The 14,798-nt window shown below is 29.7% G+C and carries 16 protein-coding genes; 7 read left to right on the top strand and 9 right to left on the bottom strand.

What is annotated here, in order from left to right; translation table 11 throughout:
• Window positions 1-186: 186 nt before the first annotated feature.
• Window positions 187-639 (top strand): hypothetical protein, encoded by a 453-nt coding sequence (locus tag BFN48_RS10505; RefSeq protein ID WP_069650850.1) that lies wholly within the window; start codon window positions 187-189, stop codon window positions 637-639.
• A gap of 52 nt (window positions 640-691) precedes the next feature.
• Here BFN48_RS10505 and BFN48_RS12840 read toward each other — a convergent pair whose 3' ends face one another.
• From BFN48_RS12840 to phnD, 5 genes are all read right to left on the bottom strand, one after another.
• Window positions 692-814 (bottom strand): LDCC motif putative metal-binding protein, encoded by a 123-nt coding sequence (locus BFN48_RS12840; protein WP_278287336.1) that lies wholly within the window; start codon window positions 812-814, stop codon window positions 692-694.
• A 203-nt stretch (window positions 815-1,017) separates the two neighbouring features.
• A complete protein-coding gene (locus tag BFN48_RS10500) occupies window positions 1,018-2,370 on the bottom strand; it encodes a sigma-54-dependent transcriptional regulator (RefSeq protein ID WP_083238902.1) in 1,353 nt (450 codons plus the stop codon).
• 118 nt (window positions 2,371-2,488) lie between these two features.
• The gene (gene phnC, locus BFN48_RS10495; protein WP_069650849.1) at window positions 2,489-3,235 is read right to left on the bottom strand and encodes a phosphonate ABC transporter ATP-binding protein; all 747 of its coding nucleotides are present in this window, start codon (window positions 3,233-3,235) and stop codon (window positions 2,489-2,491) included.
• Complete coding sequence (gene phnE, locus BFN48_RS10490; protein ID WP_069650848.1) at window positions 3,235-4,002, bottom strand: phosphonate ABC transporter, permease protein PhnE; 768 nt, start codon at window positions 4,000-4,002, stop codon at window positions 3,235-3,237. The genes phnC and phnE overlap by 1 nt, the downstream gene beginning before the upstream one ends.
• 208 nt (window positions 4,003-4,210) lie before the next feature.
• The gene (gene phnD / locus BFN48_RS10485) at window positions 4,211-5,104 is read right to left on the bottom strand and encodes a phosphate/phosphite/phosphonate ABC transporter substrate-binding protein (protein WP_069650847.1); all 894 of its coding nucleotides are present in this window, start codon (window positions 5,102-5,104) and stop codon (window positions 4,211-4,213) included.
• A gap of 274 nt (window positions 5,105-5,378) precedes the next feature.
• On the opposite strand from phnD, the gene BFN48_RS10480 reads away from it, so the two are divergent.
• Genes BFN48_RS10480 through BFN48_RS10470 form a run of 3 tightly spaced genes read left to right on the top strand, consistent with a single transcriptional unit; the run spans window position 5,379 to window position 7,628 of the window.
• Complete coding sequence (locus BFN48_RS10480) at window positions 5,379-6,026, top strand: class I SAM-dependent methyltransferase (protein ID WP_069650846.1); 648 nt, start codon at window positions 5,379-5,381, stop codon at window positions 6,024-6,026.
• 2 nt (window positions 6,027-6,028) lie between these two features.
• Window positions 6,029-6,490 (top strand): S-ribosylhomocysteine lyase, encoded by a 462-nt coding sequence (locus BFN48_RS10475; RefSeq protein ID WP_069650845.1) that lies wholly within the window; start codon window positions 6,029-6,031, stop codon window positions 6,488-6,490.
• Window position 6,491: 1 nt separating this feature from the next.
• Window positions 6,492-7,628, top strand: a complete 1,137-nt coding sequence (locus tag BFN48_RS10470; RefSeq protein ID WP_069650844.1) for a bifunctional cystathionine gamma-lyase/homocysteine desulfhydrase — start codon at window positions 6,492-6,494, stop codon at window positions 7,626-7,628.
• Window positions 7,629-7,643: 15 nt separating this feature from the next.
• On the opposite strand, the gene BFN48_RS10465 is transcribed toward BFN48_RS10470, so the two are convergent.
• The 4 genes from BFN48_RS10465 to BFN48_RS10450 are packed head-to-tail and all read right to left on the bottom strand — an operon-like array spanning window position 7,644 to window position 11,946.
• On the bottom strand, window positions 7,644-8,600 hold the full coding sequence (locus tag BFN48_RS10465) for an ABC transporter ATP-binding protein (RefSeq protein WP_069650843.1): 957 nt from the start codon (window positions 8,598-8,600) through the stop codon (window positions 7,644-7,646).
• Window positions 8,563-10,299: an ABC transporter permease gene (locus BFN48_RS10460; RefSeq protein WP_069650842.1), complete on the bottom strand. Its 1,737-nt coding sequence runs from the start codon at window positions 10,297-10,299 to the stop codon at window positions 8,563-8,565. Before BFN48_RS10460 ends, BFN48_RS10465 begins: the two co-directional genes overlap by 38 nt.
• Window positions 10,265-11,305: an ABC transporter substrate-binding protein gene (locus tag BFN48_RS10455; protein ID WP_069650841.1), complete on the bottom strand. Its 1,041-nt coding sequence runs from the start codon at window positions 11,303-11,305 to the stop codon at window positions 10,265-10,267. The genes BFN48_RS10460 and BFN48_RS10455 overlap by 35 nt, the downstream gene beginning before the upstream one ends.
• On the bottom strand, window positions 11,302-11,946 hold the full coding sequence (locus BFN48_RS10450) for a PHP-associated domain-containing protein (protein ID WP_069650840.1): 645 nt from the start codon (window positions 11,944-11,946) through the stop codon (window positions 11,302-11,304). The genes BFN48_RS10455 and BFN48_RS10450 overlap by 4 nt, the downstream gene beginning before the upstream one ends.
• 217 nt (window positions 11,947-12,163) lie before the next feature.
• Here BFN48_RS10450 and BFN48_RS10445 point away from each other — a divergent pair, with 217 nt between their 5' ends.
• The 3 genes from BFN48_RS10445 (at window position 12,164) to hydG (ending at window position 14,678) form a co-directional block, all read left to right on the top strand.
• Window positions 12,164-12,643, top strand: a complete 480-nt coding sequence (locus BFN48_RS10445) for a spore coat protein (RefSeq protein ID WP_069650839.1) — start codon at window positions 12,164-12,166, stop codon at window positions 12,641-12,643.
• 324 nt (window positions 12,644-12,967) lie between these two features.
• Window positions 12,968-13,222 carry a TM1266 family iron-only hydrogenase system putative regulator gene (locus tag BFN48_RS10440; protein ID WP_069650838.1) on the top strand — a complete coding sequence of 85 codons (255 nt, stop codon included), beginning with the start codon at window positions 12,968-12,970 and terminating at the stop codon, window positions 13,220-13,222.
• Between the two features lie 37 nt (window positions 13,223-13,259).
• Window positions 13,260-14,678 (top strand): [FeFe] hydrogenase H-cluster radical SAM maturase HydG, encoded by a 1,419-nt coding sequence (gene hydG, locus BFN48_RS10435; protein ID WP_069650837.1) that lies wholly within the window; start codon window positions 13,260-13,262, stop codon window positions 14,676-14,678.
• Window positions 14,679-14,798 lie beyond the last annotated feature (120 nt).

Here is a 14,798-nt window from a genome sequence, read left to right as displayed (position 1 = left end):
TTATGTTCATTATATAACTCACTTGTGAAGAAATTATGAAATTAATACTATAATTTATCTCATGTATTACAATAAAATCTACTTTGTTTAAAAATCAAAGTTTTGCTCTATCAGCAAATTTATCTTCCGTCCATTTGTTTATTAATATATAATAATTTTATAAATAATCTAAAGGAGGGTTACTCTATGAGAAAACTTATTCGAAATATCATAGTTGTAACAATCATTTCTTTTCTATTCCAATATACTTGGGAATATTGGCAATGTGGAATTTTTTATACTGTAACTAATCTTAGTAGCCACTCAAGATTAATGGCAAGTGCAACTTTTGGCGACATAGTTATGACATTAATATTGTATGGATTATTAGTATTAGTAAATCATGATATTAATTGGATAATTAAAAAATGGAGTTTTAAAGAGTTTATTATCATCGGATTGTATGCTATATCTTTAAGCTTTTATTTTGAAATTAGCGCTCTATATACAGGAAGATGGAGTTATAGTAGCAAAATGCCACTATTCCCAAACACAAATATAGGTTTAATACCTGTTATTCAACTTTTTATACTATTTCCTTTAACCTTTTTAATAAGTAAAATTATTATAAAATATTTAGAAAGAAAATCTTCTTTCTAAAATAGAAATTATAGATATAGATTAGAAAAAAAGTGACATCTGTCTATTGATGTCACTTTTTTCTTTCGTTATTACCTTTTTTATTTAATTCACAGCAATCCATTCTTCCAGTTCCAAAATTCTTTCTATTTGCCTCTTCAATTTTTTTTAATAATCTTTCAAACCACTTTTTCATGGTTAATCCTCCTTATATCTCCTTATATATATTCTCTATTTATAATTTGTGCAAATAACATGCCAAATTATTTAATCGAATATTACAGGCATCTATTTATTTAATTGTGTTATATCCTACAAAATCCATATTTAATATGTGTGATATAATACACAATCTCTAACACTAGCAAAAATCCTCGCCCATAAAGAGCGAGGTTTAATTTATCCTTTCAAATTATATTTCTCCATTCTATATAATAATGTATGTCTAGTAATTCCTAGTAACTTTGCAGCTTTTGTTTGATTGAAATTTGTTTTTTCTAATGCTTGTAAAATTAAACTTCTTTCAACTTCTTCTAATGAAATCCCTTCGTCAGGTAAACTAAAATAAGTATTAGCAAGATTTTCTTTTCGTTTAATCTCATCAGGTAGTATATTTTCTTCTATTTCTTCTCCTGATGAAAGAATTACACATCTCTCTATTACATTTTGCAATTCTCTAATATTTCCTTTCCAATCATATTGCATAAATTTATCTAAAACTTTCATACTTATTCCCATTTTGCGTTTACCCATTTGGCGTGAATACTTTTCAATAAAATAATCTACAAGCACTGGTATATCCTCTTTTCTGTCTCTTAAAGGAGGTACATAAATAGGTATAACATTTAGTCTATAATACAAATCTTCTCTAAATTTATTCTCCTCAACCATTTTTCTTAAATCTCTATTAGTTGCAGCTATTATCCTAGTATCAATCTTAATAGTCTGCGTTCCTCCAACCCTTTCAAATTCTCTTTCTTGTAAAACTCTTAATAACTTCACTTGCATAGCAGGGCTTATCTCACCTATTTCATCTAAAAATATTGTTCCTCCCTGTGCCCTATCAAATTTTCCTAATTTACGAGATATAGCCCCAGTAAAAGCTCCCTTTTCATAGCCGAATAATTCACTTTCTAATAAGCCTTCTGGCAATGCTGTACAATTTATCTTAACAAATGGACCATTTTTTCTTTTACTATACTCATGAATTGCATTTGCTATCAATTCTTTACCTGTACCACTCTCACCTAATATTAGAACTGTGGCATCAGTCGGAGCAACTTTATGTACTATATCTAAAACTGCTTTCATTTTATTACTCTTATATATTATCCTTTCAGTATTTTCCTTTATTTTTTCTTTCAAATAATTAACTTCATCATTTAAATTTTTATAGTCAAGTGCCTTTTTAATCACTATTTTCAATTCATCTATATCAAAAGGTTTTGTTATATAGTCTAATGCTCCTATTTTCATAGCTTCTACTGCCGTTTGTGTAGTACCATGAGCTGTTAAAATGATAACTGGTATTTTAGCATTATATTCTTTAATTATTCTTAAAGCTTCAATACCATCCATTTCTGGCATTTTTAAATCAAGCAATACTAAACTAGGCTCTTTTTCTATGAAAACTTCAACTGCCTTCTTACCATTTTCTGCTGTTATAATATCGTATCCTTCCTTGCCTAATGCTCTTTTAAGAGCCCATATCATATTTTTTTCATCATCAGCTATAAGAATCCTCTTATTCACTATATTCACCTACTTTATTGAAATCAAAGCAAGTATATATGATTCAAATTATTTATAATATATTTAATTTTATCATACATTAATATAAACACTTTAATAATATAACTACTAAATAATTTTAATCTTTCCTGAGATATATACATTTTACCCTTTCTTCATCTAATTGTTCTGGAGGTCCATCAAATACTATCTTACCTTTATTTATACCTATTATGCGTGTTGAAAATCTTTTTGCCAATTCAATACTATGAAGGTTTATAATCATCGTAATATTTTCTTCTTTGTTAATCTTTTTTAATAACTCCATTACAAATACAGAAGTTATTGGATCTAAGCTAGAAACAGGCTCATCTCCTAATATTATATCTGGCTCTTGAACTAGTGCCCTTGCTATACCTACTCTCTGCTGTTGCCCTCCGCTTAAATCTCTAACTTTCACATTCATATATTTTTCTAATTCTACTGTTTTCAATGCTATTTTCGCCATTTCTATTTCTTTTTCATTAAATTTTTTACTTAAAATTTCAACAAATGACTTATACCCAAATCTTCCTACTAATACATTAGTTATTACATCTAATCTATCAATTAGATTGTAATTCTGAAATATCATTCCTACCCTTTGCCTATATTTTTTTAACTTTCTTTTATTGAACTTAAGTACATCTTCCCCATTAAAAAAAATACTCCCTGAAGTAGGTTCTATTAAACGGTTAATACATCTAATTAATGTAGATTTACCCGACCCACTTAATCCAAGTACGCTAACAAATTCGCCTTTTTCTATCGATAAAGATATATCTTTTATAGCGTAATCTTGATTAGCACCATACCTTTTAAATAAATTTTTTATTTCTAGCTGCATTATATCACCCTTTGTCTTATATATCCTCCTAAATAATCAATTATAACTACCATTATCATAATGACTATTACATCTACTGCTACCTTATTATATTGAAAAATCCTAAAATGAATACTCAAAAGTTGTCCAATTCCGCCTGCCCCAACTAAGCCTAATACTAAAGATGACCTTACACTAACTTCTAATCTATAAAATGCATTTGATAAAATAATTGGAACTATTTGTGGTAATATACCATAAATAATAACAGCATAATTATCGGCACCTGTAGATTTTACTGCTTCTTGAGGTCCTATGTCTGCAGCTTCAATAATTTCTGATATCATCTTACCTAGAACTCCTATATTGTGAATAGTTAACGCTAATACTCCAGCAAACGGACCTAAGCTAACTGTAGGTACAAATATAAGAGCAAAAACTACTTCAGGAACTGAGCGAAGAAAACTTAGAAAACTTCTTGTTAAATTAAATAAAAATAAGTTAGGAGTAGTATTAAATGCTGCTAAAAAACTTAATGGCAGTGCAATAAATATAGCTAAAAAAGTACCCATTATTGCAATTTGTATAGTAGTAATAGATTCTTTAATAACTATAGGTAATATACTCCACTCAGGTCTTAAGAAGCTTTTTTTAATAAAATCGACAGTATTTCCTAAATCTCTAAAAAGCAGTGGGTTAAATTCTGTACCCACTGCACTCCAAATCAAAACTAATATAATAATAACTGTTATAATATATTTTCTATTAAAATTAAAATGCCTTATCATACTTAATCCCTCTTTTTTATAATCCATAGGAAATTATAATAAAATCTTATATTTTTAAAATTTAATGTTGATTTTACTGAAACTTTGTCTGGCATGTTTGCATGCCAGAGTCGTTATAAACTGCATTGATTTGTGGATAATTTTGAATATAATTTCCGCAATGGATTTCAACAAAATCTACCTTAATTTATTTAAATCGAAGATTTTGTTATATCCTTCCTGCTTCTTTTGCAGCTTTTCTTATTGGTTCATAATCTTTATCATTGGCTCTAGTAAATCCATTAGCTCCAAATACATCTAATATTTCTTGGTCCTTAATTTCTAAAAATGCTTCTATAAGCTTTTCTTTTAATTCTATAGGAAAATTGTTTTTTACTGCCCAAGGATACTGAAATAACTTATCAGACTTCCAAATAACTTTGAATTTACTTGCATCTATCACCTTGTTTTTCTTCATTATTTCAAATATTGCACTATCTATAGCTCCAGCATCTATTTTTTTATTTTCTATAGCTTTTGCTGTTGCATCGTGACTGCCAGTATAAACTACATTTTTAAAATCATAATCTGTTTCACTTCTAAACACACCAAGTTCCTTAAACTTAATACTTGGAATTAAACATCCTGAAGTAGAATTAGGATCTCCAAAAGCAAACTCGATATTTTCAACATCTTTAATAAGATCTTCGATACTGTTATATGGAGAATCATTAGGAACTATTATGTACGAATAATAATAAGGTTCACCGTTAATAAGCATCGTAATTATAGCTTCTGCATTACTTTTTTCATGAGCTATTACATAAGTTAAAGGTCCGAAATAAGCCAAATCAACCTTTCCATAATTCATAGCTTCAACAACACCATTATAGTCTGAATACACATTAACCTCTACATTCATATTTAACTTATTGCTCAAATAACTCCCCAATTTATCCATTGCAATTTTCATCTTTCCCTGATTCTGAGCTGGTATAACTCCAATAACTATTTTCTCTTGACTCATTTGTTCTTCATTATTAACACTAGTATTAACATTACTACAAGCTAATAATGAAAAAGTTAAACTCAATACTAAAACAAGTAACAATAGTTTTTTCATTTGTTATTCCACCTTCCCCTATCAATTTAGTCGGATTTTTCATATTTATTATATTTTTAAAAAGCATTAATATCTAATAGTTTTTTTCTATAACTATTTTTAAAAATATAATATTTATCAATAGGTAAAATTTGGTTTAGTGTTGAAACTGATGAAAAAATATGATAAACTAATTCCTACTATTCCTATATGTTTTTATGTATTTATGTTATAATATTAATCAAACCGAAAAATATCTTAATATTTTAATTTCTGATCTGAGAGGAGGTCAAAAATGCCTGATTTTAATAAATTATTTGATGAATGGGCTAAATCTTACGATGAAACTGTATACGGTACTGATAATGAATATGTAGAAGTCTTCGAAAACTATGAAGATATTCTTAAATATATATCAGATGAAATTGCAGATAAAAACGGTATAATCGTTGAAATAGGTGTGGGAACAGGAAATTTAACTAAAGTGCTTTATGAAAAAAAATTAAATATAGTTGGAATTGAACCATCTAAAGAAATGAGAAAAATAGCTAAAGAAAAATTACCCAATGTAGATATCTTAGATGGACATTTTTTATCAATACCTATAGATAAAAAAATAGATGCAATAGTTACTTCATATGCTTTTCATCATTTAACTTATGATGAAAAGAAGAAGGCTTTAGAATATCTTGATAAAAAATTGAATAATAATGGAAAGATAGTAATTGCCGATACTATGTTTGAATCTATTGAATACAAAGAAAACTTGTTTAAATATGTAGAATCAAATAAATGCTTTAATCTTCTTAATGACTTAAAAACTGAATATTACGAGTTATTAGATGACTTATGTGTTCTATTTAAAGAATTAAATTACTCGTATTCATTAAAAAAGATGAACAAATACGTATGGGTAATATCTGCTGTAAAAGGAGGTTATTAAATATGGAAAATATAATTGTTGAAAGCTTTAAGTTAGACCATACTAAAGTAAAAGCTCCATATGTAAGAAAATGTGGAGTTATTACAACACCTAAAGGAGATAGTATTTCAAAGTTTGATTTAAGATTTACACAGCCTAATGTTGAAGCAATACCTACTGGAGCTGTTCATGCGATAGAACACTTATTAGCAGGTTTTATTAGAGAAGAACTCGATAATGTTGTAGACATATCTCCTATGGGATGTAGAACAGGTTTTTATCTAATAATAGTAAGTGAAATAAGTGAAAATGATGTGGCACACGCACTTATAAAGTCTTTAGAAAAAATTCTATTAGCTAAAGAAATTCCAGCAGTAAATCCAGTACAATGTGGGAATTATAGAGATATGTCTTTATTTGGAGCTAAAGAATATTCTAAGAAAGTATTAAATGGCCTTAAAGAAAAGTATGAAAAGGAGGAATAAAATGAAGTTTAACTCACTTGTAATTCATGGTGGTATAGATGGAGATGAAAAAACAGGAGCGGTTACTGTTCCTATTTATCAAACTTCAACGTATCGTCAAAAAAAAGTTGGGCAGCACAGTGGATATGAGTACTCAAGAACAGGTAATCCAACACGTGAAGCTTTAGAAAAATTAATTTCAGATTTAGAAGGTGGTTTTAGAGGTTTTGCATTTAGTTCTGGTATGGCAGCTATATCTTCAGTTTTAATGTTATTTAAATCAGGTGACCATATAATTTTAAGTGACGATGTTTATGGAGGAACGTTTAGAGTTGTAGATAAAGTCTTTAAAAATTTTGGTTTAGAATATGATTTCATTAACACTAGTGATATAGACAATATGTCCAAATATATAAGAGAAAACACAAAAGCTATCTATATTGAAACACCTACAAACCCTCTAATGAAATTAACAGATATTAAACAAGTTTCTAAAATAGCGAAAGAAAATAATTTGCTCCTTATTGTTGATAATACTTTTATGACTCCATACCTGCAAAAACCTATTAAGCTAGGAGCAGATATTGTAATTCACAGTGCTACAAAATATCTAGGCGGTCATAGTGACTTAGTTGCAGGTTTAGTTATCGTAAATAACGAAGAACTTGGCAATAAAATGCATTTTATTCAAAATTCAGTAGGCGCAATACTTGGACCATTTGATAGTTGGCTTTTAATTAAAGGTATTAAAACACTACATGTACGTATGGATAGACACTGTGAAAATGCCGAAAAAATAGTTAAGTGGCTTAAAGAACAAGAATGGGTTAAGAAAATATATTATCCAGGTATTGAAGTAAATGAAAATAAACTCATGCAAATGAAAAAATTTGGTGGAATGATTTCATTCGAAGTTATTAATGAAGAATATCTAAATAAACTACTATCAAATTTAGAAGTTATTACACTAGCAGAAAGTCTTGGTGGAGTTGAAAGCTTAATTTCTGTTCCTGCCAAAATGACTCATGCTTCAATTCCAGCAGAAATTAGGGCTAAGCTAGGTATAACTGATACATTAGTTAGACTTTCAGTAGGTATTGAAGACGTTGAAGATATTATTAATGATTTAGATATAACTTCTAAGAAAAACAAAATATAGCCTGACTATGTCGGGCTATATTTTTATTACTGCATCATCTGAAAACGATAAATATACACTTTCTCCTACAAGCCACTCTTTATCATCATTACTTAAAACATCGGCTTGTATAACACTATTTTCAACTTTTACATAATACGTTACAAATGCACCCATAAACTGTTTCTGCAATACTAATCCTTGATATTTTCCACTTAACTCAGAAAGCTTAACATTCTCTGGCCGCACTATAATTTTCTCTCCATTTTCAACTTCTATTATATTAATCCTTCCTATAAAATCAGCTACAAATTGACTTTTAGGATGACAGTAAATTTCTTTTGGTGTTCCTACTTGTTCTACTTTTCCTTTATTCATAACTACAATTCTATCTGAAATACTGAGAGCCTCTTCTTGATCATGGGTTACATACAGCATGGTAATACCTAAATGAGACTGTATATTCTTAATTTCATTCCTCATTTTAATCCTCAATTTTGCATCTAAATTACTCAATGGTTCATCTAATAATAAGACTTTAGGATTCATAATAAGAGCTCTTGCTAAAGCAACTCTTTGTTGCTCTCCTCCACTTAATTGTGAAATATCTTTATGGCTATAATGTTTTAGCCCTACTATTTCAAGCATATTTTCTCCTTTTGCTAAAGCTTCCTTTTTGCCAATCCCTTTATATTTCAAACCATATATTACATTCTGAATCACATTCATGTGCGGAAAAAGAGCATAGCTTTGAAATACAGTTGAAGTAGGTCTTTTATTGGGAGGATAGTTAGTTATATCTACATCATCAAGAATTATTGAACCTCTAGTAGGAGTCAAAAAACCACCTATCATCTTTAACGTCGTGGTTTTTCCACACCCACTAGGTCCTAATATTGAAACTAGTTCTCCCTTATTAATGTCTAAATCTAAATCTTTAACAGCATAAATTGAATCAAACTCTTTGGTTAATTGTCTCAATTGTAGATACATACCCCGTCCCCCCATTACTACTGTAAGTATTTTTCTTTTTCTTTAAAACCAACCAAGAAAAGCTAATATTTATTATTAATACAGAAATAATAATCAAATTAGAAAAAACAGCTCCAAGTCCAATGTCTCCATTCTTAATAGCATCAAACATCTCTACAGTTGCAACTTTAGACTCAGGTGAAACAAGAAAAATAATAGACCCAATTGTCGTCATTGTTGCTGTAAAAATATTTATAAAACTTACTAAAAATGCAGGCTTAACAGCTGGCATAATAATATCTTTAAGAACATGAAGTTCTTGTGCACCTAAATCCATTGCGCTGTATTCCAATTCGGGATTTAACTGACTTAAAACCGCTGTTCCAGCTTTTGTCCCTATAGGTAGCTGGCGAAAAATACAATTGACTACAACGATAAATGCTGTTCCTGTAAAAGCTAAAGGATAATCATGAAAAGCTAGTATATAACCTATACCAAAAAAAGTACCTGGTATCATAAATGGTAATGTTGCAATAAAATCTAACGCCTGCCATCCAATAATCTTTTTTCTTTCTGTAATATATGATATAAGTATTCCTACAACACTACCTAAAAACCCAGCAATCAGAGAATATTTAAGACTGCGAATAAAACTATTTAGTTTTCTAATATTAAGCGCCTTCACGTGTCTTAAACTTAGAGAAAAATCTACTCTCCAAGTCTTAGCAAAAGCACCATAAAAAATAGTTAAATATTTTAATACCATTAGTATTACAAAAGACCAAGTAATTACTGCTAAAAAAATATTAATCCATCTAGATAATTTTATCTCACGATCTCCCACACTAACAGTTTTTGTTGAAAAAAACTGTGACTTACCCATAATAAAACGATAAACAATAAATATTACTAACGCAGGTAAAAGAAGTAATGTACTCATAGCAGCAGCCTTTGGCATATTATAAAGCCCAATAACATTTAAATATGCCTCTGTTGCTAATACACTAAATCCTCCTCCAATGATAATCGGTGTGCCAAAATCAGAAAGAGACCTTATAAAAACAAGCAATATAGCAGCTATAATTCCTGGCTTAGCTAATGGTATAGTTACTTTAATTAATGTTTGAAAACTACTAGCTCCCAAATCCATTGATGCTTGTTCAAGACTTCTATCAATCCCTCTTAAAACACCGATAAGCAGTAAAGCCGCTAAAGAGGTAAACCCTATGGACTGCATCAATACAATACCATGCCATCCATATGGATTTATAGATAAACCAAGTAATTTATAAGTTATTATACCTCTTTTGCCAAATAGCATTATATATGCTAATGAAGAAACAAATGGTGGCGAAATCATCGTCAATAGCAATATAGAAAAAACTACTCTTTTCCCTCTATTATTTGAATGTGTTATAAATAAAGCTATACATAAACCTAAAAATACGGCAAGTGAAGTCGAAAGTAACGCAATAAACAAACTATTAATTAATAACTGCCTATTTTCTGTAAATATCTGTTTATAATTGCTAAAATCCAATATTCCATTATAATAAACACTTTCAAATAATACAGCTACTATAGGCCAAAGTATAAAAATTAATAGTCCACCAATTACGAGTAGATAAATAGATATTCTTAAAAAATTATGAAATGGGGTATCTAATTTAGATACCCCAGAATATCTAGTTGCCAAATCTTTGTTTCCATTCTTCAACAATAGAATCCCTCTCTTTTCCAGCAACTTCAAAATCTATATTCATTAATTTAGCATCTTTAATTCCTTTCAATACTTCAGGTAACTCTATACCTTCTCTTGTAGGTACCCTAGGACAATTATCTCTTAATACTCTTTGACCCTTCTCAGATAAACACCAATCTACAAAAGCCTTAGCTCCTTCTAAGTTTTCAGCTCCTTTTAATATAGCTACTGGGGATGGCCACCATGGAGTTCCATCCTTAGGAAACACTGATACAATTGGATATCCCTCTGCTTTTAGCTTTTCACCTGTATCAGGAGCTAATCCAACTATAACTTCTCCTAAAGCTGCTTTCTTTGGAGGTTCACTACCTCTCTTTGCATAATACGGTATGTTTTTATTCAACTCTTCTAAAAATGCCCAGCCTTCTTCTTTACCCATTGTTTGTAAAATACCGCTTAATATAGTATAGGCTGTACCTGATATTGATGGATTAGACATTAATACCTCATCTTTGAATTCAGGTTTTAGTAAGTCCGTCCATTTTTGAGGTATTTCAATACCTTTTTCTTTACTTATTTGTTCATTAACTATAAAGTTAACAGTTACTAAAGAAACTCCAGTCCAATATCCATCTTTATCCTTAAATTGAACAGGAATCTTTTCCGCTTCTTTAGATACATATTTCTCTAATAACCCGTCGTTTTTAGCAGCTATAAAACTATCTACTCCACCGCCAAACCATACATCTGCTAACGGCTTACCTTTTTCTGCTCTAATACGTGCTAAAACTTCACCTGATGACATACCTAAATACTCAACTTTTATACCTGTATCCTTTTCAAATTCTGAAAAAATCTGATCCTTGCCACCATAAGCAGCAAACACCTTAATAGTCGTACCTTTTAGAGAATTTGTGCTTACATTTGCTTCAGTATTAGTTACTTTCTCACTATTAGTACCACAACCAATAACAAGTAAAGACATCATTACGATGATTAAAATTAACGATAAACTCTTCTTCACATCCTTGCCTCCTTTAAACATTTAATTTCTTGAAAATTATTTATATCTACACATTTCACAGGTGAAACTTTCCTGTGTTTAATAGCGTCAATTAAATCTTTTTCATCTCTTATTCCATCTGGAAATAAAGTAGCACATCTTCCTATTCTTTCAATTCTATGAGCATCACTACCTCCTAAACAAGGGATGCTTAACTCTTTTGCTAAATCAAAAGCTTTTATATTTTGAAATAATTTTGTATTACCATTAAAAACCTCTATCCCTGATAACCCATCTAATTTTCTTATATTATCACCCATACCTCTTCCATTATCTCTATAAGGATGGGCACTAATGGCAATACCACCCGCTCTTGAAACTAATGAAATCAATTCGTTTGCACTCATTTTTTCTTTTGGAACTTCTTCCAAACCAAAAACTAACAAATCTCCTTCATAAGTTAAAATCTCCACACCAACTATAATTAAAAAATCATGTTTCTTAGACAATTCCATAGCTTTATCAGCTATATCTTTACTTTCATGATCTGTAATACAAATTCCATCAAGCCCAATAGATTTTGCCTTTACAATAGCCTCTTCTAAATCAATATCACTACAAGACGAATATTCTTTTGTATGTATATGTATATCTATTAGCACAATGCATCACCCTTCCAACACGTACATTTTAAAGTAATCATATTGCTTTTACAAATTGATTTTTTTTATAATTAACCTTATTTAAATAAAAAATATTTATAGTGATTAATTACAACAATTTAATCAAAAGCACACTATTAAATATGAAAACTAAACGCTCAGCATTTATGAATAATAACTTTATAGGCTGTAAAGAATAATTCAAGGAGGTGATTTAATGCAAATACAACTTAGTCAAAAAGAAAGAATGCTTTTAGAAGATCAAAGAAATCAAGAAGAAACTTGCGTAAAAAAATATCAAAATTATGCTAGTCAAGCACAAGATCCACAATTAAAACAATTATTTAATAAAATTGCAACTGAAGAACAACATCATTATGACATCATTAATCAAATACTTAATGGTCAGCAGCCTAATCTCAGTCATCCACAACCAAATCAGCAGCCTATGCCTCAAGGAGGTCAAACACAACAAGCTAGTCCACAAAATACTATGAATAATCAGGCAGATAAAGTTTTATGCAGCGATTTATTATCTACTGAAAAATATGTATCTGGAACTTATGATACTGTAATATTCGAATGTGTAAATCCAACCATTAGGCAAGCACTTCAACATATACAACAAGACGAACACCAGCATGGAAAAGAACTTTTTGACTATATGAATAGTCATGGAATGTATAATGTTAAATAAGTTCTTTTAGTAATTAAGTTAATTTTTTACAGTATGTTAAATTATTCGAATATATAGACAACAACCTGCATATTTGTTATAATAGTAACAAATAATTCTGCTATGATGGTTTTCCGTCATGGTGGATAATTAAAAATCCAACCTAATTACGAGGATTTTCCGAGTAAAAGGGGAAGGAATCATAACACGTTTTCATAGTGCCTAAAGACATTTGTTTATATATCATTTCTTAGTACGATAAATGGTAGAGATAGGCTTTTGACTAGTGTATGTAAAAACCTTCCGTATTTTACGGAAGGTTTTTTTAGCGTAAGGAGGTGTAATATGAAAAATAGAATAGGCGTTGTAGGCATTGTTATAGAAAATATAGAAAATGTAGATAAAGTAAACTCAATACTCCACGACTTTGCAAACATTATTATTGGAAGAATGGGAGTACCGTATAGAGAAAAAAATATTTCAGTGATTTCTCTGATAGTTGATGGAACTTCTGATGAAATAAGTGCTATGACAGGAAAGCTTGGAAAAGTAAAAGGCGTAAATGTTAAATCAGCACTAACAAAAGTTGAAACAAAATAAATTTTATATTTATTCTAATATTTAGGGGGTTTTAAAAATGAAAGAATATAGAGCTGAAGATTTTATTGTGCATTCTGAAATTCTTGAATCTATGGAATACGGTAAGAAAAAAGCACAAGATAAAGAGTATGTTAGAAGTATTCTAGAAAAAGCAAAAGCATGTAAAGGGTTAACTCATAGAGAAGCGGCTGTATTACTTAACATAGAAGATGAAGATATACTAGAAGAAATGTTCAAGACAGCAAGACATATTAAAGAAACAATATATGGTAAAAGAATAGTTCTTTTTGCACCTTTATATGTAAGCAACTATTGCGTTAATAACTGCGAATATTGTGGATATAAACATTCAAATAAAAGCTTTAAAAGAAAGAAACTAACTATGAAAGAACTTGAGGAAGAAGTTAAAGTTCTAGAATCTTTAGGACATAAGAGACTAGCTTTAGAAGCCGGTGAAGACCCTGTAAATTGTACTTTAGATTATATAATCGATTGTATAAAAACTATTTATTCAATAAAGTTTGATAATGGAAGTATTAGAAGAATTAATGTTAATATAGCAGCTACAACTGTAGAAAATTATAAAAGATTAAAGGAAGCTGAAATAGGAACATACATCTTATTCCAAGAAACATATCATAAGCCAACATATGAAAAAGTTCATCCAAAAGGACCTAAACATGATTATAACTGGCATACAACAGCTATGGACAGAGCTTTTCAAGCAGGAATTGATGATGTAGGCTTAGGTGTTCTTTATGGACTTTATGATTATAAATACGAAACAATCGCACTACTAATGCATGCTGAACATTTAGATAGCGTTTATGGTGTAGGTCCTCATACAATATCTGTTCCAAGATTAAGACCTGCAGAAGGTGTTGATATCAATAACTACCCATATCTTGTTTCAGATGATGATTTCAAAAAGATTGTAGCAATTATTAGATTGGCTGTACCTTATACTGGAATGATACTTTCAACTAGAGAAGCACCAGAGTATAGAGACGAGGTTATATCTCTTGGTATATCACAAATTAGTGCAGGTTCATGTACAGGTGTAGGAGGCTATGTTGAAGAATATATGCACAAACATCACGATGATGAGAAACCTCAATTTGAAGTAGAAGATCATCGATCACCAATAGAAATTTTAAAGAGTTTATGTAAATCTGGTTATATACCAAGCTACTGTACAGCTTGCTACAGAGAAGGAAGAACTGGCGAAAGATTCATGGCACTAGCTAAAGCTGGACAAATTCATAATGTATGTCTACCTAATGCATTATTAACTTTTAAAGAATTCTTACTAGATTATGCTGATGAAGAATTAAAAGAACTTGGAAAGAAAACTATAGAAGAATCTTTAAAACAAATACCTAAAGAATCTGCAAGAAAGGCTACAATCAAGTATTTAGAAAGAATAGAGAATGGTGAAAGAGACCTTAGATTCTAATATCTTAAGCACCTAGATTAACTTAATCTAGGTGCTTTAATTATGATTATTTAACATAAATTAATAATAATACATATAAGTATTACAAAGAAAAGTGCTGCTTCTAAAACTTATTAATAT

It is taken from the genome of Caloranaerobacter ferrireducens, from assembly GCF_001730685.1.
Classification (GTDB): Bacteria; Bacillota; Clostridia; order Tissierellales; family Thermohalobacteraceae; genus Caloranaerobacter; species Caloranaerobacter ferrireducens.
Note: the sequence above shows the minus strand (reverse complement) of the source record. Positions and strands in the feature narration are given on the sequence as shown.